General features: G+C 68.0%; 20 protein-coding genes. 8 read left to right on the top strand and 12 right to left on the bottom strand.

Translation table 11 applies throughout. The annotated features are described in order from the left end of the window. Positions 1 to 221 precede the first annotated feature (221 nt). Together ACTJJM_RS15425 and sppA are read left to right on the top strand one after the other, a co-directional pair. A complete protein-coding gene (locus ACTJJM_RS15425; protein ID WP_010481157.1) occupies positions 222 to 1586 on the top strand; it encodes an MATE family efflux transporter in 1365 nt (454 codons plus the stop codon). Positions 1587 to 1702: 116 nt separating this feature from the next. Next, positions 1703 to 3625: a signal peptide peptidase SppA gene (sppA, locus tag ACTJJM_RS15420; RefSeq protein WP_019338929.1), complete on the top strand. Its 1923-nt coding sequence runs from the start codon at positions 1703 to 1705 to the stop codon at positions 3623 to 3625. A 73-nt stretch (positions 3626 to 3698) separates the two neighbouring features. Here sppA and ACTJJM_RS15415 read toward each other — a convergent pair whose 3' ends face one another. Next, positions 3699 to 3911 (bottom strand): hypothetical protein, encoded by a 213-nt coding sequence (locus ACTJJM_RS15415; protein WP_241874384.1) that lies wholly within the window; start codon positions 3909 to 3911, stop codon positions 3699 to 3701. A gap of 111 nt (positions 3912 to 4022) precedes the next feature. Here ACTJJM_RS15415 and ACTJJM_RS15410 point away from each other — a divergent pair, with 111 nt between their 5' ends. Continuing rightward, on the top strand, positions 4023 to 4799 hold the full coding sequence (locus tag ACTJJM_RS15410; protein WP_049480208.1) for an SDR family oxidoreductase: 777 nt from the start codon (positions 4023 to 4025) through the stop codon (positions 4797 to 4799). A gap of 115 nt (positions 4800 to 4914) precedes the next feature. Here the strand turns inward: ACTJJM_RS15410 and ACTJJM_RS15405 are convergent, their stop codons facing one another. From ACTJJM_RS15405 to ACTJJM_RS15365, 9 genes are all read right to left on the bottom strand, one after another. Next, the gene (locus ACTJJM_RS15405; protein ID WP_049413059.1) at positions 4915 to 5661 is read right to left on the bottom strand and encodes a hypothetical protein; all 747 of its coding nucleotides are present in this window, start codon (positions 5659 to 5661) and stop codon (positions 4915 to 4917) included. 35 nt (positions 5662 to 5696) lie between these two features. Beyond that, positions 5697 to 6380: a DUF4124 domain-containing protein gene (locus ACTJJM_RS15400; protein ID WP_049413061.1), complete on the bottom strand. Its 684-nt coding sequence runs from the start codon at positions 6378 to 6380 to the stop codon at positions 5697 to 5699. A gap of 43 nt (positions 6381 to 6423) precedes the next feature. After that, on the bottom strand, positions 6424 to 7014 hold the full coding sequence (locus ACTJJM_RS15395; protein WP_080354943.1) for a Sua5/YciO/YrdC/YwlC family protein: 591 nt from the start codon (positions 7012 to 7014) through the stop codon (positions 6424 to 6426). A 97-nt stretch (positions 7015 to 7111) separates the two neighbouring features. Then, positions 7112 to 9598, bottom strand: coding sequence for a DNA topoisomerase I (locus ACTJJM_RS15390; protein WP_224328632.1), 2487 nt, complete (start codon positions 9596 to 9598; stop codon positions 7112 to 7114). 193 nt (positions 9599 to 9791) lie between these two features. Then, entirely contained in the window at positions 9792 to 10724 is a 933-nt protein-coding gene (locus ACTJJM_RS15385; protein WP_010481172.1) for an RDD family protein, read from the bottom strand. A gap of 49 nt (positions 10725 to 10773) precedes the next feature. Continuing rightward, positions 10774 to 11532, bottom strand: a complete 759-nt coding sequence (locus ACTJJM_RS15380; RefSeq protein ID WP_019338922.1) for a pilin — start codon at positions 11530 to 11532, stop codon at positions 10774 to 10776. Between the two features lie 39 nt (positions 11533 to 11571). Further along, on the bottom strand, positions 11572 to 12045 hold the full coding sequence (locus ACTJJM_RS15375; RefSeq protein ID WP_005411195.1) for a DUF494 family protein: 474 nt from the start codon (positions 12043 to 12045) through the stop codon (positions 11572 to 11574). A 43-nt stretch (positions 12046 to 12088) separates the two neighbouring features. Beyond that, entirely contained in the window at positions 12089 to 13216 is a 1128-nt protein-coding gene (gene dprA / locus ACTJJM_RS15370; RefSeq protein WP_227199691.1) for a DNA-processing protein DprA, read from the bottom strand. 166 nt (positions 13217 to 13382) lie between these two features. Further along, positions 13383 to 14516 (bottom strand): LysM peptidoglycan-binding domain-containing protein, encoded by a 1134-nt coding sequence (locus ACTJJM_RS15365; RefSeq protein WP_058978742.1) that lies wholly within the window; start codon positions 14514 to 14516, stop codon positions 13383 to 13385. A gap of 126 nt (positions 14517 to 14642) precedes the next feature. Here ACTJJM_RS15365 and def point away from each other — a divergent pair, with 126 nt between their 5' ends. The 4 genes from def to ACTJJM_RS15345 all read left to right on the top strand — a co-directional run bounded on the left by def (position 14643) and on the right by ACTJJM_RS15345 (position 19279). After that, entirely contained in the window at positions 14643 to 15155 is a 513-nt protein-coding gene (gene def, locus ACTJJM_RS15360; protein WP_010481177.1) for a peptide deformylase, read from the top strand. A 120-nt stretch (positions 15156 to 15275) separates the two neighbouring features. After that, positions 15276 to 16199: a methionyl-tRNA formyltransferase gene (gene fmt / locus ACTJJM_RS15355; protein WP_010481179.1), complete on the top strand. Its 924-nt coding sequence runs from the start codon at positions 15276 to 15278 to the stop codon at positions 16197 to 16199. Between the two features lie 3 nt (positions 16200 to 16202). After that, a complete protein-coding gene (gene rsmB, locus ACTJJM_RS15350; protein WP_043397505.1) occupies positions 16203 to 17534 on the top strand; it encodes a 16S rRNA (cytosine(967)-C(5))-methyltransferase RsmB in 1332 nt (443 codons plus the stop codon). 23 nt (positions 17535 to 17557) lie between these two features. Continuing rightward, entirely contained in the window at positions 17558 to 19279 is a 1722-nt protein-coding gene (locus ACTJJM_RS15345; RefSeq protein ID WP_049480205.1) for a glycosyltransferase family 39 protein, read from the top strand. Positions 19280 to 19297: 18 nt separating this feature from the next. On the opposite strand, the gene ACTJJM_RS15340 is transcribed toward ACTJJM_RS15345, so the two are convergent. Then, positions 19298 to 20419 carry a glycosyltransferase gene (locus tag ACTJJM_RS15340; protein ID WP_049480204.1) on the bottom strand — a complete coding sequence of 374 codons (1122 nt, stop codon included), beginning with the start codon at positions 20417 to 20419 and terminating at the stop codon, positions 19298 to 19300. Positions 20420 to 20462: 43 nt separating this feature from the next. Then, the gene (locus ACTJJM_RS15335) at positions 20463 to 21281 is read right to left on the bottom strand and encodes a glycosyltransferase family 2 protein (protein ID WP_100446813.1); all 819 of its coding nucleotides are present in this window, start codon (positions 21279 to 21281) and stop codon (positions 20463 to 20465) included. On the opposite strand from ACTJJM_RS15335, the gene ACTJJM_RS15330 reads away from it, so the two are divergent. Beyond that, positions 21280 to 22338 carry a CDP-glycerol glycerophosphotransferase family protein gene (locus ACTJJM_RS15330; RefSeq protein ID WP_071305912.1) on the top strand — a complete coding sequence of 353 codons (1059 nt, stop codon included), beginning with the start codon at positions 21280 to 21282 and terminating at the stop codon, positions 22336 to 22338. The two genes, ACTJJM_RS15335 and ACTJJM_RS15330, sit on opposite strands and share 2 nt — an antisense overlap. Positions 22339 to 22401: the final 63 nt, after the last annotated feature.

Here is a 22401-nt window from a genome sequence, read left to right as displayed (position 1 = left end):
GGGGATTAAGTCGTATTCGGCACAGTCGGGCTGGAAACGACTTAATCCCCTCCGTCCCCTTTCCTGTTCGTAACGCGATCGCAACGCGTGATGCCGGGGCCTGCCGGAACCCAGCATTCACGCCATGTCATGGGAATGCGCGCGCTGCACGCGTAAGATGACCGGCCGCAACCCGGTGCCTGTGCCCTTCGCGCGCAACCGCAGTTCGCGTCAAGCACCTTATGTCTACTGCAACCTCCACGCCGCGCTTCAGCAAGGAAGTCGGCGCCACCGGTCTGCTCGCCCTGCCGCTTGTGCTCGGGCATGTATCCACCGGTCTGATCTCCTTCGTCGACAACGTCATTGCCGGCCACCACGCCACCGCGACCCTGGCCGCGGTGACCATCGGCACGGCGCTGTTGTGGCTGCCGATGCTGATCCCGATCGGCACCCTGATCTCGCTCACGGCCTCGGTGTCGCAGCTGCATGGCGCCGGCCGCGAGCGCGAGATCGGCCCGCTGTTCCGCCAGGCACTGTGGCTGGCGTTGGGCCTGGGCCTGATCATGTTCACCTTCCTCACCGTGGTGCCGCCGCTGCTGCCGGCCTTCGGCATCGCGCCGGACATCGTGCCGGGCGCCACCGCGTTCCTGCATGCGGTGCGTTGGGGCGGCCCGGCGCTGACCCTGTATTTCTGCATGCGCTATCTGAGCGAGGGCATGCACTGGACGTTGCCGACCATGCTGCTCGGCTTCGGCGGCCTGCTGGTGCTGGCGCCGATGGGCTACGTGCTGGCCAACGGCAAGCTGGGCTTCCCGGAAATGGGTGCCGAGGGCCTGGGCATCGCCTCGGCAGTGATGATGTGGCTGCAGGCGATCGCCTTCGCCACCTACCTGTGGTTCACCAAGCGCTTCGCCCACCTGCAGCTGTTCTCGCACTTCGAAGGGCCGCGCTGGAAGGCGATCTGGGATCTGCTGCGCACCGGCCTGCCGATCGGCATCACCGTACTGATGGAGGGCGGCCTGTTCATCGTCACCGCGCTGCTGATCGGCCGCCTCGGTGCCAATGAAGCGGCCGCGCACCAGATCGCGATCAACGTGGCGCAGCTGTGCTTCATGATCCCGATGGGCGTGGCCGAAGCCACCACCGTGCGGGTCGGCCATGCAGTCGGCCGTGGCGATGGCTTCGGCGTGCGCCGTGCGGCGTGGGCTGGCTACGCGATCATCATGGGCACGCAGACGTTGTCGGCGGCGGTGCTGCTGTTCGGCCACGATGCCATCGTCGGTGTCTACACCAACGACCTGGCGGTGGCCGGCCTGGCCTCCACCCTGCTGCTGTACGCGGCCACCTTCCAGTTCCCGGATGGCATCCAGGTACTGTCCGCCGGCGCACTGCGCGGCCTGAAGGACACCCGCGTGCCGATGTTCATCGCCATGTTCGCGTACTGGGGCCTGGGCATGCCGCTCGGCGCCGGGCTCGGCCTGGGGCTGGGCATGGGCCCGCAGGGCATGTGGATCGGCCTGATCGTCGGCCTGACCGCCGCCGCCATCCTGATGGGCTGGCGCCTGCGGCGCAGCAGCCTGCGCATCGGCCAGTCCGTACTGTCCTGATCCGCCCCGCCCGCCGCGATGACCCGTGGCGGGCGATCCCCTGACTTGTGTCCGATGCCGCATCACGCGGCACCGGCTATGCTGGCACCACGGCAAGAAGCCATCCGGAGCGTTCCATGAATCAACCCGTGCCCCCGTTGCCCCCGGCGCGTCGCAACCCCGTCGCCAGTTTCTTCATCGGGCTGTGGGACGTCATGAACTTCACCCGCCGGTTGATCCTCAACCTGGTGTTCTTCGGCCTGCTGTTCCTGCTGCTGGTGATGTTCGTCATCGCTGCCGGCATGGGCGCCGGTGCCAGCAAATCGCTGCAGGACCGCACCACCCTGGTGATCGCGCCGGAAGGCCGCCTGGTCGAGCAGTTCAGCGCTGATCCGGTCAGCCGTGCGCTGGCCAAGGCGGTGGGCGACAACGGTGCCGAAGAGATCCAGCTGCGCGACCTGCTGCGGGTGATCGAGTCGGCCAAGGAAGACAAGAAGATCGAACGCGTAGTGCTGGAGCTGGACAAGCTGCAGCCGTCGGGCTTCGCCTCGCTGCGTGAAGTCGCCGCCGCACTGCAGGACCTGCGCGCCTCCGGTAAGCAGCTGGTGGCTTACAGCGAGAGCATGGGCCAGTCGCAGTACCTGCTGGCCGCGCAGGCCGACGAGGTCTACCTGGATCCGATGGGGTCGGTGGTGCTCGAGGGCCTGGGCCGCTACCGGCAGTATTTCCGCTCCGGCCTGCAGGACAAGCTCGGCGTGGACGTGCACCTGTTCAAGGTGGGCGAGTACAAGTCCGCGGCCGAGCCGTACGTGCTCGATGCTGCGTCGCCGGCCTCCAAGGAAGCCGACCTGTTCTGGATGAACGACGTGTGGCAGCGCTACCTGGGCGACATCGCCAAGGCCCGTCGCCTGGACCCGGCACAGCTGGCCGCCGGCATCGACACGCTGCCGGAAGGCATCGCCGCTGCCGGTGGTGACCTGGCCAAGTTCGCCCTGCAGCAGAAGCTGGTGACTTCACTGAAGACCCGCGAGGAATTCGAGGATCTGATGATCGAGCGCGGCGTGGCCGACGACGATGCCGACGGTGGTTTCCGCAACGTCGACTTCGGCACCTACCTGGGCCAGCTCGATGCGCGCCGCAACCCGGTCGACAACCGTCCGCAGGTGGCGGTGGTGGTGGCCGCCGGTGAAATCAGCGGCGGCGATCTCCCGGCCGGCCGCATCGGTGGCGAATCGACCTCGGCGCTGCTGCGTGCCGCGCGTGACGATGAGAACGTGAAGTCCGTGGTGCTGCGTGTCAATTCGCCGGGTGGTGAAGTGTTCGCCTCCGAGCAGATCCGCCGTGAAGTGGTGGCCCTGCAGGCCGCCGGCAAGCCGGTGGTGGTGTCGATGGGCGACCTGGCTGCCTCCGGTGGCTACTGGATCAGCATGAACGCCGATCGCATCTATGCTGATCCGTCGACCATCACCGGTTCGATCGGCATCTTCGGCATGGTGCCGAACTTCAGCCGCGCGCTGGACAAGATCGGCGTGCACACCGATGGTGTCGGCACCACCCGTTTCGCCGGTGCGTTCGATGTCACCCGCCCGATGGATCCGGCCGTGGGCCAGGTCATCCAGTCGGTGATCAACAAGGGTTACGCCGACTTCACCGGTCGCGTCGCCGACGCCCGCAAGAAGCCGGTCGAGGCGGTCGATGAAGTGGCCCGTGGCCGCGTGTGGAGCGGTGCGCAGGCCAAGGAACGTGGCCTGGTCGATGCTTTCGGTGGCTTGAAGGATGCCGTGGCCGATGCCGCCAGCCGCGCCAAGCTGGGCAAGGCCGATGCCTATCGCGTGCGTTACATCGAGAAGGCGGCAACGCCGTTCGCGCAGTTCGTCAGCGGTTTCGCCGGCAGCCGTGCCGGTGCCTGGATGCTGTCCGACTCGGGCATGGCGCGGATGGTGCTGGCGCGCACGATGCCGGAAGTGGATACGCAGCTGCGCTTTGTCGAGAACGCGGCCCGCGAGAAGGGCAACGGCACGCCGGTGAAGGCGTTGGCGTACTGCTTCTGCGGGTTCTGACCGGAAGCCATCCACGCATGGCCTGGATCTACTGGGAACGCCCGGCCTTGGCCGGGCGTTTTCATTTGCGGGGTTACTGCGTGGCGTCAGCCTCGGCCCTGCGCTCGCTCGCAGCGGCGTCATCGACGGTTTTCTGCACGCGCTTGGCGCGGTCCAGTGGCTGCTGGATCGCGCGGGCCATGGCCTGCGGTTCCGGCGGCTTCTCCGGGTTCGGTGTGGGCGGGCGCTGGCAGGCGGACAGCAGCACGGTGGCCAGCAGGGACGTGGACAGGATCAGGATGCGCATGGCGGCACTCCGTGATGGGCGTGCGGGCAGTGTCGCATCCTCGGCAGGGGGCGGCCGTGAGCGCGTATCCTTGCCGCATCGAAACACAGCGGGCGCGGCCCCGGAGAGCACATGACCCAGCAACGGTGGCGCCTGGACGGCCAGACCGCCTTGATCACCGGCGCCAGCGCCGGCATCGGCCTTGCCATCGCGCATGAACTGGCCGGCTTCGGCGCCGATCTGATGATCGTCGGCCGTGATATCGACATGCTGGAGACCGCGCGCGACGAACTGCTGGACGTGCATCCGCAGATGCAAGTGCATGCACTGGCTGCCGATGTCTCCGACGACGAGGACCGCCGCCAGATCCTGGACTGGGTGGAGGACCACAGCGATGGCCTGCACATCCTGGTCAACAACGCCGGCGGCAACGTCACCAAGGCGGCCACCGAGTATTCCGAGGATGAATGGCGGAAGATCTTCGAGACCAACCTGTTCTCGGCATTCGAGCTGTCGCGCTACGCGCATCCGTTGCTGGCCCGCCACGCGTCGTCGTCCATCGTCAACGTCGGCAGCGTGTCCGGCCTGACCCATGTGCGCAGCGGCGTGGTCTACGGCATGACCAAGGCGGCGATGCACCAGATGACCCGCAACCTGGCCGTCGAGTGGGCCGAGGATGGCATCCGGGTCAACGCGGTGGCGCCGTGGTACATCCGCACGCGGCGCACGTCCGGGCCGTTGGCGGACCCGGACTACTACGAGGAAGTGATCAACCGCACCCCCATGCGCCGCATCGGCGAGCCGGAGGAAGTGGCTGCAGCCGTGGGCTTCCTGTGCCTGCCGGCGGCCAGCTATGTCACCGGCGAGTGCATCGCAGTGGATGGTGGATTCCTGCGCTACGGGTTCTGATCGCTCTGCTGTAGAGCCGAGCCCTTGCTCGGCTGCACTCCGCCAACGGTAGCCGAGCCTGGCTCGGCTCTACAACAGATCCACCCCTTGGGCAGGTGCGGCCATGCCGCCGCTGTCACCCCGGTACCGGGCAGTTGCTGGCTTCGAGCACGTCCTGCAGCCGCTTGCGTTCACCGCGCGCGGTATCGCGGTTCTCCGGCGCGGCAAAGCGCTCACGGCCGCGGGCATCGCGGAAGCGCTGCTGCCAACCACCGCAGCGCTTCGCTTCGGGAAGCGCTTCGCAGTGGTCGCGCACCACTTCACAGCTGGCGGCATTCACCGGCGTCACTCCGCCAAGGCCCTGTACCGTCATCAGCTCGCAGCGGCCGGGCGCGGCCTCGTACTCGTACAGGTAGCCGCCGCCCTGGCTGTCGGTGCACTGGAAGATCGGAGGAAGCGGCGGCTTCGGTGGACCATCACCTGCGGCGGCGCGGGCCTCGGCATCGCGGCGCAGCGTCGCGCTGTCGAGGATCTGGTCGTCTCCTTCGTGTTCGACCATACCTGCCTCCATGATCGTGCGTCCTTCATCCGCGCGTCGTGGCTTCGCTGGGGCCGCAGGGGCAACGGCCGCTCCGGCCGGCACCGGCGCGGGTGTTTCGACAGGGGCGGGTGCAGGTTCGGCCGCCACAGGTGCAGCGGCGGCCGGCTGCGAGTTGGCCGGGTCGGGTATGCGCAGCACCTGCTGCTTGCTGCCGGTGGGGCACGGCGTGCGCTGCAGGGTAGGGACGTCACTGCTGCTGGAGGTACAGCGGTAGATCACGCCCTCTTCGGCCAACGCGCTTCCAGGCAGCAGCACCAGAAGCAGCCAGATCACTCGGTTCATGCGCACAGCGTACAGGCTGCGACGGCCTGCTGCGCTCAGCGTTCGCAATCGCGCGACAGGCGCGCATCGATGCCGCGCTGTTCGTTGCTGATGGCGGTGCGTTCACTCTGCAGTGCGCTGTTGTAACGGCGATCCAGCTCCCAGCGGCGGTCACTCAGTCGCGCGCAGACTTCCTGCGGCGGCAACGCATGGCAGCTGTCGCGAACCAGCACGCTGCCGGCCGGTACCTGCACGCCCATGCCGATCGAGGGAGGGCGATAACCCGCGCCTTCGCCGATCGGCGTGCCGATGGCCGGGCGCGGACCCGGGTAGGCCGGGCCCCGATGGCCGTGTGGCAGCCAGACACTGGTCCACAGCGGCACCCAGCGCGGATTGCCTTCGTTGTTGTCGCTGGTATAGCGGCGTCCATCCTCGCTCACGCATTCGTACATCGGCTGCGGCGGCTGGATGTAGACGTGGCGGACTTCGCGCTCGCGGATGACCGGGGGTTCGCTGGGCGGCGGAGGCGTGGCATCACTGCGTACCACCCGTGGAGCGGGATCGCGCGGGCGCTGCAGGTCGCGTACCTGCTGGCGGCCGCTGTTGCAGGGCGTGTCCTGCAGGGCAACGGCGCCGTTGCTGGCAACGCAGCGGTACACCCGCACGTCCTCGGCCCCGGCGGCGGACGCCGTCCACGGCAGCAGCAGGCACAGGCTGAAGGTGGCGCGCAGCAGGCTCATGGCGGCAGCGTGCGTGATTGTCCGCGGCAGTGCAATCGGCAGCTCAGGAGCGCAGCACGTTGCCGCTGAGCGCGTCGCGTATGGGGGTGGGTTGGGCCAGGCCACCGGTCTGTCCGTCAAGGATGCCGTCGAGCAGGCGCAGCAGGCGCGGATCCAGCTCTTCGCGGCTGCGCGCCGGTGGTTCGCCGGCCAGATTGGCGCTGGTGGAGACCAGCGGGCCACCCCAGGCGCGGCAGAGTTCGGCCACCAGCGGGTGTGCGCTGATGCGCACCGCGATGCCGCTGTGCTCGCCGGTGACCCAGGGCTGCGCGCGCGGGCCGGCGGGCAGGATCCAGGTGTTGGCGCCGGGCCAGCTGGCCAGTACCGCGCGCTGGCGGGCGTCGGGCAGCGCCTGCAGGCGCACCCAGCCTTCCAGCTGCGCCAGCTCGGCCGCGACCAGGATCATGCCTTTTTCGATCGGGCGCTGCTTCAGCCGCAGCACCATGTGCACCGCAGCTTCGTGCGAGGGATCACAGCCCAGGCCCCAGACCGCTTCGGTCGGGTAGGCGATCACGCCGCCCGCGCGGAGCGTGGCGACAGCAGAGTCCAGGGTGAGTTCTTTCATGGCGGCGACCGGCCCGGCGTGGGCCTCCATTATCCCCCTGCTGCGTGCAGAAGGGGTGGTCGGCGCGGACGGTAGGTGCGGACCGCTGGTCCGCACACCTTGGCCCTCATCCATGCATGGCGTGGATCTACTTCTTTGCAGCGGCCTTCTTCGCCGGGGCCTTCTTGGCGGCGGCCTTCTTTACTGCTTTCTTGGCCGGGGCCTTCTTGGCAGGTGCTTTTTTTGCAGCGGCCTTCTTTGGCGCCGCTTCCTTCTTCACCGCTGCTTTCTTGGCCGGGGCCTTCTTCGCGGTGGCCTTCTTGGCGCCAAAGCCCTTGCGCACCGGCTTGCCGGTTTCTTCCATCAGCTGCTGCACTTCGGCCAGGGTCAGCGATGCCGGCTCGCGATCCTTGGGGATCTTGCCGTTCATCTTGCCGTCGCTGATGTACGGGCCGAAGCGGCCGTTCAGCACCTGGATGTCGCTGCCGTCGAATTCCTTGATGATCCGGTTGCGCGCGATCTCTTCCTTCTCTTCGATCAGGAACACGGCGCGGGCCAGGTCGATGGTGTACGGGTCGTCTTCCTTCTTCAGCGAGGCATAGGTGCTGCCGCGCTTGGCAAACGGGCCGAAGCGGCCGATGCCGACGCTGACCGGCTCGCCCTTGTCCTCACCCAGCGCGCGCGGCATCAGGAACAGTTCCAGCGCGTCTTCCAGGGAGATGGTGTGCATCGACTGGCCGGGGCGCAGCGAGGCGAACTTGGGCTTCTCCTCGGCATCCTCGGCGGTGCTGCCGATGGCGGCGTACGGCCCGAAGCGACCCAGGCGCACGCTGACCGGCTTGCCGGTCTTCGGGTCGGTGCCGAGCTCGCGCGCGCCACTGGCCTCGGCACGGTCGACCGATTCCTTCTTGTCTTCCACCAGCTCCTTGAACGGCTCCCAGAAACGGGCCATCAGCGGGATCCACTCTTCTTCGCCACGCGAGACGGCATCGAGCTCATCTTCGAGCTTGGCGGTGAAGTCGTAGTCCACGTACCGGGTGAAGTGGCTGGACAGGAACTTGGACACTGCGCGGCCGACGTCGGACGGGCGGAAGCTGCGGCCTTCCATTTCCACGTACTTGCGGAACAGCAGGGTCTGGATGATCGAAGCGTAGGTCGAGGGACGGCCGATGCCGTACTCTTCCAGCGCCTTCACCAGCGCCGCTTCGGTGTAGCGCGGCGGCGGCTGGGTGAAATGCTGTTCGGCCTGGATGCGTTCCAGCGGCACGCGGTCGCCGGGCTTCATCGCCGGCAGCTTGCGGCCTTCGTCCTCGTCCTCGGCGCTCTTGTTGTCCTTGCCTTCTTCGTACACGGCCAGGAAGCCGGGCACCACCACGGTGGTGCCGCTGGCACGGAACACGTGCTCGCTGCCGGCCGAGAGGTCGACGCTGACGGTGTTGAGCGTGGCCGGGATCATCTGGCAGGCCACCGCACGCTTCCAGATCAGCTCGTACAGGCGGCGCTCGTCGTCGGTCAGGAAGCGCGCCACTTGGGACGGAGTGCGCAGGGCCGAGGTCGGGCGCACCGCTTCGTGCGCCTCCTGGGCGTTCTTGGACTTGGTCTGGTAGGTGTTCGGCTGGTCCGGCAGCGAGGCGATGCCGTAGTCGCGGGCGATCACGTCGCGGATTTCGGCCAGCGCGTCCTGCGACAGGTTCACCGAGTCGGTACGCATGTAAGAAATCAGGCCGACGGTGCCTTCGTCGCCAATCGCCACGCCTTCATACAGCTTCTGCGCCACCTGCATGGTCTTGCGGGTGGTGAAGCCGAGCTTGCGTGAGGCTTCCTGCTGCAGGGTGGAGGTGGTGAACGGCGGCGCCGGGCGGCGCTTGCGCTCCTTGCTGGCCACATCGGTGACATGCAGCGAGCCCTGCGCGGCCTGCTGGATGCGCATGCGTGCCGCTTCAGCGGTGTCGCCGTCGGTGATGGTGAACTGCTCGAACTTCTGCCCGTCCAGCTTGATCAGCTTGGCGTTGAAGTGCTGCGACGGGTGCGCGCATTCGGCGGCGATCGACCAGTATTCGCGGGCGATGAAGGCTTCGATCTCTTCCTCGCGCTCGACGATCATGCGCAGCGCCGGGCTCTGCACGCGGCCGGCGGACAGGCCGCGCTGGACCTTGCGCCACAGCACCGGCGACAGGTTGAAGCCGACCAGGTAGTCCAGCGCGCGGCGCGCCTGCTGGGCATCGACCAGGTCGCTGGCGATCGCGCGCGGCTGGCTGATCGCTTCCTTGATGGCGCGCGGGGTGATCTCGGTGAACACCACGCGCTGCATCGGCTTGTCCTTGACCAGCCCGCGTTCCTTCAGGATCTCGGCGATGTGCCAGCTGATCGCCTCACCCTCGCGATCCGGGTCGGTGGCCAGCAGGATGTCGTCGGCGCTCTTGGCGGCCTTGGCAATCGCATCGACATGCTTTTCGTTCTTGTCGATCACGTCGTAGTGCATGGCGAACCCGTTGTCCGGGTCGACCGCGCCTTCCTTCGGGATCAGGTCGCGCACGTGCCCATACGAGGCCAGGACCGTGTAGTCCTTGCCGAGGTATTTGTTGATCGTCTTGGCCTTGGCCGGCGATTCGACGATGAGCAGGTGCTTGGGCATGTCAGGAAAGGTCTGTGGGCGGACCGGGGGAGAGGGGCCGCTAGGGTGGAGCAAACGGCCGCATTAGTGAAGCGGCCACGGGCAAATCCATAAACTGAACGCCCGGTAATGTGCCGGGCGTTCAGGTTTCACCTTATTAGAGGAATCACGCCCGGCCAGCCCATGTCAAGCAGCCAGGCGTGAGGATGGCCGTTCATGAGGCCATCTTGGCGATGAAGCCGACCGCGAACACCAGCAGGACCACGCCCGCCAGCGACAGCAGGCCGGTCAGCACGAGCACCAGCACGGTCACCGTGCCCAGCTCGCGGCGCTGCAGCTGCGGCTGGTCGGTGTAGGCCCAGCGGTCGACCACCAGGGTGTCGCAGATCATGTCGTGCAGGCCCTGCTTGCGCTCGGTGAAGGCCGCCATCAGGAAACCGATGCCGAGGGTGAAGCTGCTCAGCAGCATGGCCCAGTAGCGGCCAAATGCGCGCGCCTTGGTCAGGCGCTCGCCGTTGCCACGCACGACCTTGATGCCGACCGCCATCTTGCCCAGCGTGGCGCCGCCCTGCGAGGCGTGGAACCAGGTGTAGTAGGCCATGCCGATGCAGAGGTTGATCAGGGCACTGGCCAGCTGCGCCACGATCTCGATGGCCGATTCGCCACTGCCCACCGCGCCCATGCTGGCGCCGAGGATCGCACCGAGGATGGCACCGATGATGCTGCCGGGGATGACCAGCACGAAGTAGTCGATCATGTAGGCCGCCACGCGCTTCCAGAAGCCTGCGTAGACCACTTCACCGCCAACCACCGGCTGTGCGTGGCCACCGCCGCCGGCGGCGGCTGGAGCGCTGTATGGCGAGCTGCTGAGTGCGCCGGTGCCGGGCAGCGGGGCGCTGCCGTTGTCGATGGCGGCATAGTCGCCACGCAGGTCGAAGCCGCCGCTGCTGGTGGCCGTGCTGGCATCGGCCAGCGTCTGCAGGCCGAGCTCGTCGACCACCTGGCGCAGTGCAGCCCACTGGGCCATGCCCTCGCGCCAGACCAGTGTGTCCAGGTTGAGCTGGCCACGCTGGAAGCGCTGGCGGATCTCCTGGACCGGCAGCGGGCCCTGGCGTTGCTGTCCTTCGGCGTAGTACCACTCAGTCATTGCATGTTCCCTGTTGAATCATCCTTGGAGGTGCTGGCGTGCGCGTGGCTCAGCCGCGGCACGACGGCGGCAGGTACTTGTCGTTGCTTTCGCCACTGCATTCCCAGCGGCCGCTGTCGCGATCGTATTCCAGCCACAGCAGGTCGCCATCGAGGCTCTTGCCGGGCAGCGCCAGGGTGGCTTCGATGCCACAGTGGCCATTGTTGAAGCGACCGATGTTCACCGCCGACAGCCCTGCATGGGCGAAGTCACCCGGGGCCGGGAAGCCGGCGTCGTTGGCACCGGGGCAACGGCCTTCGTCATCGGCGAAATGCTGCACCTGGTCCTTCAACGGCTGCAGTGCGGTCACTGCGCCGGCGACCTTGGCGCGCACGGTGTAGTCGTTGTAGGCAGGCAGCGCGATGGCGGCCAGGATGGCCACGATCGGTACCAGCACCAGCAGCAGGCCGCCGCCGATGATGGCGGTCAGTGCGCAACCGGACAGCTTCTTCTTCGGCGCCGGCAGGGCGGTGGCCGATGCACTGGTGGTGTAGGGGGTGGACGGCGGCAGTACCGGCGGCTGCGGCGGAGGCGGTGCCACCGGTTCCGGTTCGGGCTCGGGTTCCACGGGTGGCGTGGCAGCGTCCAGCGCCGGCACGATCAGGCCGAGTTCGTCGACCACGGTGCGCAACGGCTGCCATTGCGGCAGGCCGTCGCGCCAGACCAGGGTGTCCAGGGAGATCTGGTTGTTGCGGAACAACTCGACCAACTGTTCCGCTGGCAGCGGACCCTGCTGCCGGTTGCCTTCTGCATGGAACCACTCGCTCACGGGGACGCTCCTGAATGCGCTATGCCCCCAAGTGTACGGTCAGTGCAGGGGTTCTGGCTCGTCCATGAACATCTGCGTCTCCATCCAGGCATACGCCGCCTCGGAGCCGGGCTGGTTGAACAGCACCATCAGTACGACCCATTTCAGGTCGTCCAGGTCCAGTTCGTCCTGGTCCAGGGCCATCGCCCGGTCCAGCACCAGCTCGCGCTGGTCGGCGTCGAGGATGCCGTGCTGTTCCAGGTACAGCAGGAAACCACGGCATTCCACGTCCAGCTTGTCCAGCTCGGGGCCGTGGTAGACGCGCACGGGGCCATCGACCCGTGCCTGGGCCACGCTCGGCCGCTGCGCGGCCAGGGCATCGAGCCAGTCGAATGCCTTGTTGATCTCGGTTGGGCTGAAACCGGCCTGGATCAGGCCGTTCTGGAGCGAATCGCGGTCACGGATCAGGTCCGCATCTTCGCTGAAATAGTGTTCAAACAGGTACAGCAGTACGTCCAGGATGCTCTCTTTCATTGCCCCTCGGCCTGCGTCGCGCGACGCTGTGGAGGTGAAGAAACTAGGGAGTTCGACAGTAGCGGCCGTGTACGCACACCACGATTCCCGCCAGTTCCATGGCCAGCAGCATGGAGGACACCTGGGGCGCCGTCAATCCACAGCGCGTGATCAGTGAATCCATACTGCTTGGGTTGTGGTCCAGGGCCCGCCACAAGCACTGGTAGTCAGGGTCGTCGGCCCAGCGCGCCGGCAGGAGTACCGGCGGTGCCTGTTCAGTGGGGGTGGCCAACCGTGATTGCAAGCCCGGCAGCTGCTGGCGGAGGGCGGGGGCCAGCAGTTCCAGGACCTCCTCCGGGCGCTCGATCAATGCAGCACCCTCACGGATCAGCCGATGGCAGCCCGCCGCGCGTGGATTGAGCACCGAGCCGGGCAGGGCGCAGACCTCGCGGCCGGCCTCGGCGGCCAGGCGTGCGGTGATCAGGGCGCCGGAGCGCTGGGCGGCCTCGACCACCACCGTCGCCAGTGCCAGCCCGGCCACCAGCCGGTTGCGGGCGGGAAAGTGGCCGGGGCGTGCCGGCGTGCCTGGCAGGTACTCGCTGAGCACCGCGCCTTCGGTAGCGATCCGGGCCTGCAGGCGGGCGTGGCTGTCCGGGTAGGCCCGGTCCGGGCCGGTGCCGATGACCGCCACGGTGCAACCACCGGCGTCGAGTGTCGCCTGGTGGGCGGCGGCGTCGATGCCCGCCGCCAGGCCGCTGGTCACCGTCAGTCCGGCTTCGACGAAACAGCCGGCAAAGCGGGCTGCCAGCGCGCGTCCGCCCGGCGTTGGCGAGCGGCTGCCGACCAGCGCCACCGACGGGCGCCAGGCCAGGCTGGGGTCACCGGCGATGAACAGCGCAAGGGGTGGGTTGGGAACATCCAGCAGGGCCGGGGGGAATGCCGGATCGGTGAAGGCCAGCAGGTGCTGGTTGTCGTCTTCCAGCCAGCGCCGTGCCACGGCCGAGGCACGGGCGTCCGGGCGTTCCAGTGCGGCGCACTGCTCTGGCGTGCAGCCGTGCGCGCGCCAGTTCGCGGTGCCCTGCGCGATCGCGATTTCCGCATTGCCTGCGGCCTCCAGCAGGGCCCGACGTGGTGCCAGCGCGCCGCCTGCCATCAACAGGCGCAGCAGCGCCTCGTCAGTTGGGTTGGTCATCCCCCCACTATCGAGCGCATACAACAAAGGCGCCCTAGGGCGCCTTCGCATGTGGCTGTCAGACTTTGCCGGAGACCGCCCCTGTAGAGTCGACTGTCAGTCGACTACCGCGCGCAGCGCGGGCGCTTTCGGGGGGCGGTGAAGAGCAGTCGACTAACAGTCGACTCTACCGCGCATCCGGGTGCAGTGCGTTGTATCCCACGCGCACCGGCTTCACGCCCTGCATCACCAGTGCGTAGCTGACGTTGTCGAAGGTACGGAACACCATGGCGTGTGCGGCGTATTCGTCCGGCAGCGAGACGCGGCCGGCGCCGGTGCTGAGCGAATCATCCATGCGCGAGGAGTTCGGGTACTTCATGCGGTGCGCCACGTGGCGGCCCGGGCGCCACAGCGAGAACACGGTGCCGTTGTCCACGCCCTGCGCGCGGCCTGCGGAGATCGCGATCACGTCGCGCGGCCCACCAGCGGTGAACATGTCGGCAACGGCCAGCACGCGCACGTCGACGCCCTCGACACCGGCGGCCGGGACATGGGGGATGAACTGCAGGTCGTAGGGCCTGGCCTCGACCGGGACCAGGCGGTCGCCCGCACGTACCTCGCGGCCGCCCTCGTTCTTGTCCAGCACCAGGGTGGACGCCTCGACCTTGCCGCCGGCGACGTGGGTGATGGTGCCGGTGGCGACCTGGGCCAGCTCATAGCCGAGCACGCCGCGGCGGTGGTTGGGGGCGTTGTAGGCCCGCCACAGGTTGCCGCTGCCCGGGGTGACGTCGCCGTTGGCGGTCAGGTCCTCGGTCGGCTTGGGCTGGGCATAGCGCACGGTCGGGCGGACCACGGCCCAGCGCTGGCCCAGCTGGGCGTCAGCCAGGCGTACGTACACCGCGCTGCCGCTGGTGACGCGCAGGCGTTCTTCCTCCAGGCCGGCCACGTAGGGCAGTTGCTCGATGCTGTCGACCACGCTCAGCTGCTTCAGGAACGGCTCGACCTGGGCCAGCGGAATGGCATCGATCGGGGCTTCCTGGCGCGGGCCGGGCTTGGCAGCGACGGTCACCCGGTCCAGATAGGCCAGGCTGAGCACGTCACCGGGATAGATCAGGTGCGGATTGGCGATCTGCGGATTGGCCTGCCAGATCTCCGGCCACAGCCACGGCTTCTGCAGGAAACGTGCGGCGATATCCCACAACGTGTCCCCTTTTCGGACCACATAGGTGTCCGGGTGCCCGCCATTCACTTCCACGGCGGTAGCATAGGCAGCCACGGTCAGCATCGCCGCGGCGACGACCGTACGAAAACGAAGCAACATAGGTGTGAAGCCCTGATTCCCCAACAGGTTCGCGCACTATAGTCCAGAAACCGGGGCGCAAGGCAAGCGTTGGAGCTAGAATCTGCGACGTATGCCGGCGTGCCGGCCCCCTATCCGGAAACAGCCATGGCCCTTCTCCCCATTCTCGAGTTCCCCGATCCGCGCCTGCGTACCAAGGCTGCGTTGATCGAAGCCGCCGAAGTCACCACGCCGGCCTTCCAGGAACTGATCGACAACATGTTCCTGACCATGTACGACGCCCCGGGCATCGGCCTGGCCGCCACCCAGGTGGACGTGCACAAGCGCTTCATGGTCATCGACGTCAGCGAAGAAAAGAATGAACCGCATGTGTTCATCAACCCGGAGATCGTCGCCAAGGACGGGGGCCGGGTGTACCAGGAAGGCTGCCTGTCGGTTCCGGGCATCTTCGCTGACGTCACCCGTGCCGATACCATCACCGTGAAGTACCTGGACCGCAACGGCCAGGAACAGCAGATGGAAGCCGGCGAAGTGCTGGCCACCTGCATCCAGCATGAGATGGATCACCTGGACGGCAAGCTGTTCATCGACTATCTGTCGCCGCTCAAGCGCGAGATGGTGCGCAAGAAGCTGGCCAAGCAGCGCAAGCACGTGGCGTGATCGCCAATCCGGGCCACCCTTCGGGTGGCCCGCGCCTGCGCGGCACGCGCGGGCTGTACGGCGCCGGCCGACGGCGCCGTTTTCTTTCCTGCACGAATCCATCCTGCAAGTGGGGTAGCCATGAGGATTGTCTTTGCCGGTACGCCGGAATTCGCGGTGTCATCGCTGCGCGCGGCTGCGCGCCATCATGAGGTCGTGGCCGTCTACACCCAGCCTGATCGTCCGGCCGGCCGTGGCCGTGGCCTGGCGCCGTCGCCGGTCAAGCTGGAAGCCGTGGCCCGTGGCATTCCGGTCTACCAGCCGGAGTCGCTGAAGGACGCGGCCGCCCAGCAGCAGCTGCGCGACCTGCAGCCGGATCTGATGGTGGTAGTGGCCTATGGCCTGATCCTGCCCAAGGCGGTGCTGGCCATTCCGACCCACGGCTGCTGGAACGTGCATGCCTCGCTGCTGCCGCGCTGGCGCGGTGCCGCGCCGATCCAGCGCGCGATCCAGGCCGGCGACGCCAAGACCGGCGTCTGCCTGATGCAGATGGAGGCCGGCCTGGATACCGGCCCGGTGCTGCTGCACCAGGAACTGCCGATCGCGGCCACCGATACCGGTGGCCAGCTGCATGACAAGCTGGCCGAGCTGGGCGCACAGGTGCTGTCCGATGGCCTGGGCCTGCTGCGTGCCGGCATCAAGCCGATCGCGCGGCCGCAGCCGGAGCAGGGCGTGACCTACGCGCACAAGCTGGACAAGGCCGAAGCGAAGCTGGATTGGGCGCAGGACGCCGGCGCGCTGGCGCGTACCGTGCGCGCGTTCAATCCGTGGCCGATCGCCGAGGCGACGCTGGCCGGTGAACGCGTGCGCATCCATGGTGCGGTGGCGCTGGAGGCGGACCACGGCCAGGCACCGGGCACCGTACTGGCGGCCAGCCGCGATGGCATCGACATCGCCTGTGGCCAGGGCGCGCTGCGCCTGCGAGTGCTGCAGCGGGAAGGTGGCAAGGCGATTACTGCGGCCGACTACCTCAACGCCCGCCGCGATCTGCGCGTGGGGGCATAAGCGGTGTCGAAGCAGAACGATTTCTCCGTCGCCAAGGCGGCGCCGGGCGCGGCCACGCGCATGCTGGCCGCACGTGTGCTGGCACAGGTGTTCACCCGTGGCCGTTCGCTGAAGGCCGAGCTGGCCTGGGCGCTGCCGAAGCTGGCCGACAGCCGCGACCGCGCGCTGCTGGAAGCCCTGTGTTTTGCCGTCCTGCGTCGTCGCAGCACCTATGACGCGGCGCTGCAGTCGTGGATGCAGAAGCCGCTGTCGGCGCGTGATGCCGACCTGCGCACGCTGCTGATGGTCGGGTTCGCCCAGCTGGACGTGCTCGAGCTGCCGGCGCACGCGGCGCTGTCGGCCACGGTCGATGCCGCGCGTGCACTGGGCCGTGAGCGCCAGGCAGGCCTGGTCAATGCGATCCTGCGCCGCGCGCAGCGCGAAGGTTTCCCGGAACAGCCCGCGCGCGATGCCTTCCCGGAATGGCTGGCCGATGCGGTGGAACGCGATTGGCCGGCGCAGGCCGACGCGATCTTCAGCGCCAGCCTGCAACCGGCGCCACTGTGGTTGCGCGCCAACCGCCAGCAGGGCGGCCGTGAAAAGGCACTGGCAGCGCTGGCCGAAGCCGGCATCGCCGCGGAAGCCAGTCCGCTCAGCGCCGACGCGTTGCGCCTGGCCTCTCCGGTTGCCGTGAATCAGCTGCCCGGCTTCGCCGAGGGCGCGATCTCGGTGCAGGACCTGTCGGCGCAGTGTGCGGCCGATGCGCTGGCCCCGGTGGCCGGTGCCCGCGTGCTGGACGCCTGCGCGGCACCCGGCGGCAAGTCGGCGCACCTGCTGGAGCGCGACCCCAGCCTGCGCCTGCTGGCGCTGGATATCGACGCGCGCCGTCTGGCCCGCGCACGCGATACCTACACCCGCACCGGCGTGGGCGAACATGCGCAGACCCTGGCTGCCGATGCCAGTGATCCCGGTGCCTGGTGGGATGGCGTGCCGTTCGACGCGATCCTGCTGGATGCGCCGTGCTCGGCGACTGGCGTGATCCGCCGCCAGCCGGATGTGATGTTCCACCGTCGCGCTGAAGATATCGATGCACTGGTTGGCGTGCAGGCGCGCCTGCTGGAAGCCTGCTGGTCGATGCTGCGCCCGGGTGGCGTGCTGCTGTATGCCACCTGTTCGATCCTGCGCGCCGAGAACATCGATCAGGTGCGCGCGTTCCTGAAGTGGCATCCGGATGCCGTTGCGCAGCCACTGGGCGACGCGTTCGGCGTCGATTGCGAAGGGGTGGCACGCCAGCGGCTGCCGGGTGAAAACGATGCTGACGGTTTCTTCTACGCGCGTCTGTTAAAAGCAGCCTGACCCCCGCTGCCGTTTCGAGTCCCATGCTGAAAACCCACGCGTCGCGCCAGACGTGGTTGTTGGTGGTGATGGCCCTGCTGGTGCTGGGGGCCGGCCTGGGCCTCCGTGATCCGTGGCCATCGGATGAGCCACGTTTCGCGCTGGTGGCCAAGCAGATGGTCGACAGCGGTTACTGGTTGTTCCCGCATCGCGGCCCCGAACTGTATTCGGACAAGCCGCCGATGCTGATGTGGTGGCAGGCCGCGCTGTACAGCCTGGTCGGCCACTGGCGGGTGGCGTTCCTGCTGCCCTCGCTGCTGGCCGCGCTGGGCACGCTGTGGTGCGTGGTCGATCTCGGCCGCCGCCTGTGGACGCGGCAGGTGGGGCTGTACGCGGGTTGGGCACTGCTGTTCGCGCTGCACTTCACCTTCCAGGCGAAAAAGGCGCAGATCGATCCGCTGGTGGTGCTGTTCATCACCCTGGCCAACTACGGCCTGCTGCGCCATCTGCTGCTGGGCCCGGCTTGGCGCTGGTGGTGGATGGGCTGGTTCTTCGCCGGCATCGGGGTGATCACCAAGGGCGTAGGCGTGCTGGCGCTGATGATGATCGTGCCGGCCGCAGTCGCATCCATGCTGCATTGGCCGCGGGTGAGCCTGCACGTGCGTGACCTGCGCTTCTGGCTGGCACCGCTGGCCTTCCTGCTGGCGGTGTCGTTGTGGCTGGTGCCGATGCTGCTGGCCGGCCTGGCCACCGGCTCGGAGCCGTATCGCGCCTACATGGACGACATCCTGTTCCGGCAGACCGCACGGCGCTATACGCAGTCCTGGGACCATCACCAGCCGTGGTGGTACTTCCTGGCGATCATGCCGTCGATGTGGATCCCCGCGTTCCTGCTGCTGCCGTGGGCGCTTCCGGCCTGGTTCCGGCGGCTGCGCCGGCGCGATGCGCGCTACCTGCTGCCGTTGGCCTGGTGGCTGCTGGTCGTGCTGTTCTTCTCCATTCCGCACGGCAAGCGCGACGTCTACATCCTGCCGGCATTGCCGATGTTCTGCCTGGCGTTGGCGCCGTTGCTGCCGGGGCTGCTGAGGCGGCGCGATGTGCAGCGTGTGCTGGGCGCATTCACCGCGTTGCTGGCACTGGCGCTGGGCCTGGTCGGTGCGCTGGCGCTGCTGGGTGATCCGGATTTCGAAGTGCGCCTTACCCATGGCCGCGGGTTGCTTCCCGGTGCCACCGATGCGCTGGCCTGGGCGGCGCTGGCGATGGCGGCCTGGTCGGCCTTGAGCCTGTGGGTGTGCGGGCGCCGGCGCAGGCACGTTGCCCTGGTCGCTACTCTGGCCGGGGTCTGGGTGCTGTACAGCCTGGTCGGCTATCCGGTGTTGAACGATTCCAGCTCGGCCCGTGGCCTGATGCGCGAGGTCAGCGCACGCATCGGCCCGCAGGCCGAGCTGGGACTGGTGGCATGGAAAGAGCAGAACCTGCTGATGGCCGATCGTCCTGCGGCCACCTTTGGATTCGAAGCGCGTTGGCATCAACAGCTGCAGGCAGCCGTGCGCTGGCAGCGGCTGGTTCCGCAGCACCGCTGGCTGCTGGTGAACGAAGATGCGATGCAGGCCTGCATTGATCGTGCGCAGGCCGAAATGGCGGGCATTTCCAATCGTCGCCGCTGGTGGCTGGTGCCTGCCGACGCGGTCGCCGGCACCTGCCGGCCGTCGGCGGCGGAACTCGAGCACGAGCGCCGCCTGCAGGGGCCCGGCATCACCGATTGAGCGTTCGGGCAACCTGGCTCAGGGGCTGGCCAGGGCGGCGTGGTAGCTGGCCAGCGTGGCGTCGGCGAATGTCTGCAGGCCGAACTCCCGCTGTGCATGGCGGCGTGCTGCCCGGCCATGTTCCGGCAGCGCATCGCGCTGTGCGTACAGCGCCTGCACCTGTGCGGCGATGGCGTCGATGTCGCGGGTGGCAACGACCCAGCCATCGACGCCTTGTTCGATGTTTTCCGGCAGGCCCGCGTAATCGCTGACCAGCATCGGCTTGGCGCTGGCCATCATCTCGCGGCAGGCGAAGGAGATCGTCTCGACGTCATGGGACAGCACGAAGCCAGCATCGCCGGCCGCGATCAGTACGCGGGTATCGGTCAGCAGGCCGGTGAAGTGCACCTGCGCGGCCACCTCGCCCAGCGCCTGCACCTGTTCGCGCTGCTGCGCGGTGGGCAGGTGGCCGGCCACGGCCATGTGCACGTGCGGGCGTACCGCATCGGGCAGCCGCGCGATGGCCTGGGCCAGGTCGATCCAGCCCTTGTAATCGTCGGTGCCGGCATTGCTGACCAGCACCAGCGCCTGTGGATCCTGCGTCCATTGCTGGCGCAGCGCGCTGCCGGTGCCGGCCGGCTGTGGCGAGTAGCGCTCCAGGTCCACGCCGTTGCGGACCACGTCGATCGGGCAGCGACGGTATGGGCCCTGTTCCAGCAGGCGCTTGGTGTCGGCCGAGACTGCGATCAGCCGATCGGTGGCCCAGCGCGCGCGCAGCACATTGCCGAAGGTGTCGGTGGGTTTGCTGTTGTGCTTGGTCAGCACGATCGGCGGGCGGCGCATGCCAAGCAGCCCCTGCATCACGAAGCGGTGGTCGCGCGCACCGTTGACGTGGATCAGGTCGATGCCTTCATCGCGCACCAGCCTGCGCAGTGCACGCTGTTCGGCCAGCTGCCGGGGCAGCGTTGGCAGGCCGCTGCCGAACGCAATCGGCAGTGTGCGGGCAAGGCCTTCATCGGCCATGGTCCGCAGCAGCCGGCTGTCGGCCGGCGCGGCGACATGGAGCGTGTGCTGGCCGTGCAACGCACGCGCCAACGAGACGATGTACGTGGTGTGGCCGCCACCGTCGCCATAGTGGAAGTTGGTGTACAGGATTTTCATGGGGGATCTTCAGGCAACGCCCGCGAAGTGTGACACAGCGTGGTCACGGCCGGTCCGCGGAAGGCGCCGGATCGGCCACCGCCTGTCCATTGCCCAGCATCCACAGCATGATGGTCTTCTGCCGCACGTAGTTGGCGCGTACGTAGGCGTAGACCAGGCCATGCCAGCCATCGCGGAAGCCGCCACGGAACAGGAAGCCGCGCCAGAACCGCCAGGCCGGCGCCAGTACCAGCTTGCCCAGGGTGGCCCGCTTGCCCCGTGCGAACTCGTGCTCGGCCATCATCCGCGCATACTTCTCGGTCTTGGCCAGCTGCTGCTGCAATGACCGGTACGGGTAGTGGATCAGGTCGCCGCGCAGCGTACCGACGCTGCCGTCGACGCTGGCCGCCTCGTGGATCTCGCGCTTGCCGCGCCAGCCGCCCTGGCGGCGGTCGAACAGCCGCATCACCCGGTCCGGATAGGCGTTGCCGTGGCGCAGGAACCTGCCGAAATACTCCGAGAGGCGGGCGAATCGGTAGCCGGCGTGGCCGCTGAAGCCGCCGTCGCGGGCCTGTTCGATGGCCGCGCGCAGTTCCGGGCTGATCCGTTCATCGGCATCCAGGCACAGCACCCAGTCATGGCTGGCCTGCTCGACGCAGAACGCCTTCTGGCTGCGGAAACCCTCGAACCGGCGCTGCAGCACGCGGGCACCGGCGGCCTCGGCGATGGCTACGGTGGCGTCAGTGGACTGCGAGTCCACCACCACAATCTCATCGCAGAAGGCCAGCGAGGCCAGGCAGTCGCCGATGCGCCCGGCCTCGTTGAACGCGATAATGCACGCCGAGATGCAAGGCCGTTCGATGGGAGCGGTCGTGGAGGACATGATGGCCGGGTACCTGTTGTTTGCGACGGAGCGCTATGCGCTGCCTATTCTCGCCCCGTTGGCGCAGGCCTTGCACGCGTCCGGGCAGGAGGTAGCAGCCTGGTTCGAGGATGGCGCGGCCGGCAGCAGCCTGCCGGGGGTGCCCAACCTGGGCCTGAAGCAGGCCCTGGCAATGCGTCCGCGGGCGGTATTCAGCGCGGCCAACTGGGTGCCGACGTTTCTTTCGGGGGCCAAGGTGCAGCTGTTCCATGGCTTCAACGTGGAAAAGCGCGACAGTGCGCGCGGCCACTTCCGGGTGCGCGGCATGTTCGACCTGTACTGCACGCAGGGGCCGGCCACCACTGCGCCGTTCCGCGAGATCGCTGTCCTGCATGGCCATTTCGCGGTGGCAGAGACCGGCTGGCCGAAGCTGGACCCGCTGTTCCGCGATGACGGTGGCGAGAGCGCCGCGTTGCGTGCTCCGGCCGGCGAGCGCCCGGTGATCCTGTTCGGCTCGACCTTCACTGAACGGTTGAGCGCGGCCCCGCACCTGCACGCGCAGATCGCCGCCGATATCGCTGCTGGTGATCACTACTGGCTGCTGACCCTGCACCCGAAGTGCCCGCCGGAACTGTTCGAACGCTACCGCGCGCTGGCCGGTGCCAATGCCCGCTTCATCGAGCCCGAGCAGGTGATGGCCGCACAGCGCGCCGCCGATGTGCTGGTATCGGATACCTCGTCGATCGTTTCGGAGTTCATTGTCCAGCACAAGCCAGTGGTGACTTTCCGCAACCGCGTGCCCAAGCCGCACATGATCGACTTCGATGATCCTGCGCAGCTGCAGGCGATGCTGCAGCGCGCGCTGCACCCGGACGCGGCGCTGCAGGCGGAAATCGTGCGCTACGCCGATGCCATCCACCCGTACCGCGATGGCCTGTCCAGCGAGCGCGTGATCGCGGCCACCGAGGATTTCCTGTCGGGTGAAATGGGCGCGCTGCGGCGCAAGCCGTTCGGCAGCTGGGTGCGCGACCTGCAGATCCGCAAGGACCTGGGCTATTGGGGCCCCTCGCAGCGGTAACGGGGGTGATGTAGCGGGGGGGGGGGGGGGGGGGGGGGGGGGGGGGGGGGGGGGGGGGGGGGG

Source organism: Stenotrophomonas sp. 22692 (assembly GCF_052045015.1).
GTDB classification, from domain to species: Bacteria; Pseudomonadota; Gammaproteobacteria; order Xanthomonadales; family Xanthomonadaceae; genus Stenotrophomonas; species Stenotrophomonas geniculata.
The sequence above is the reverse complement of the archived record's forward strand: the minus strand, read 5'-3'. Positions and strand labels throughout refer to the sequence as shown.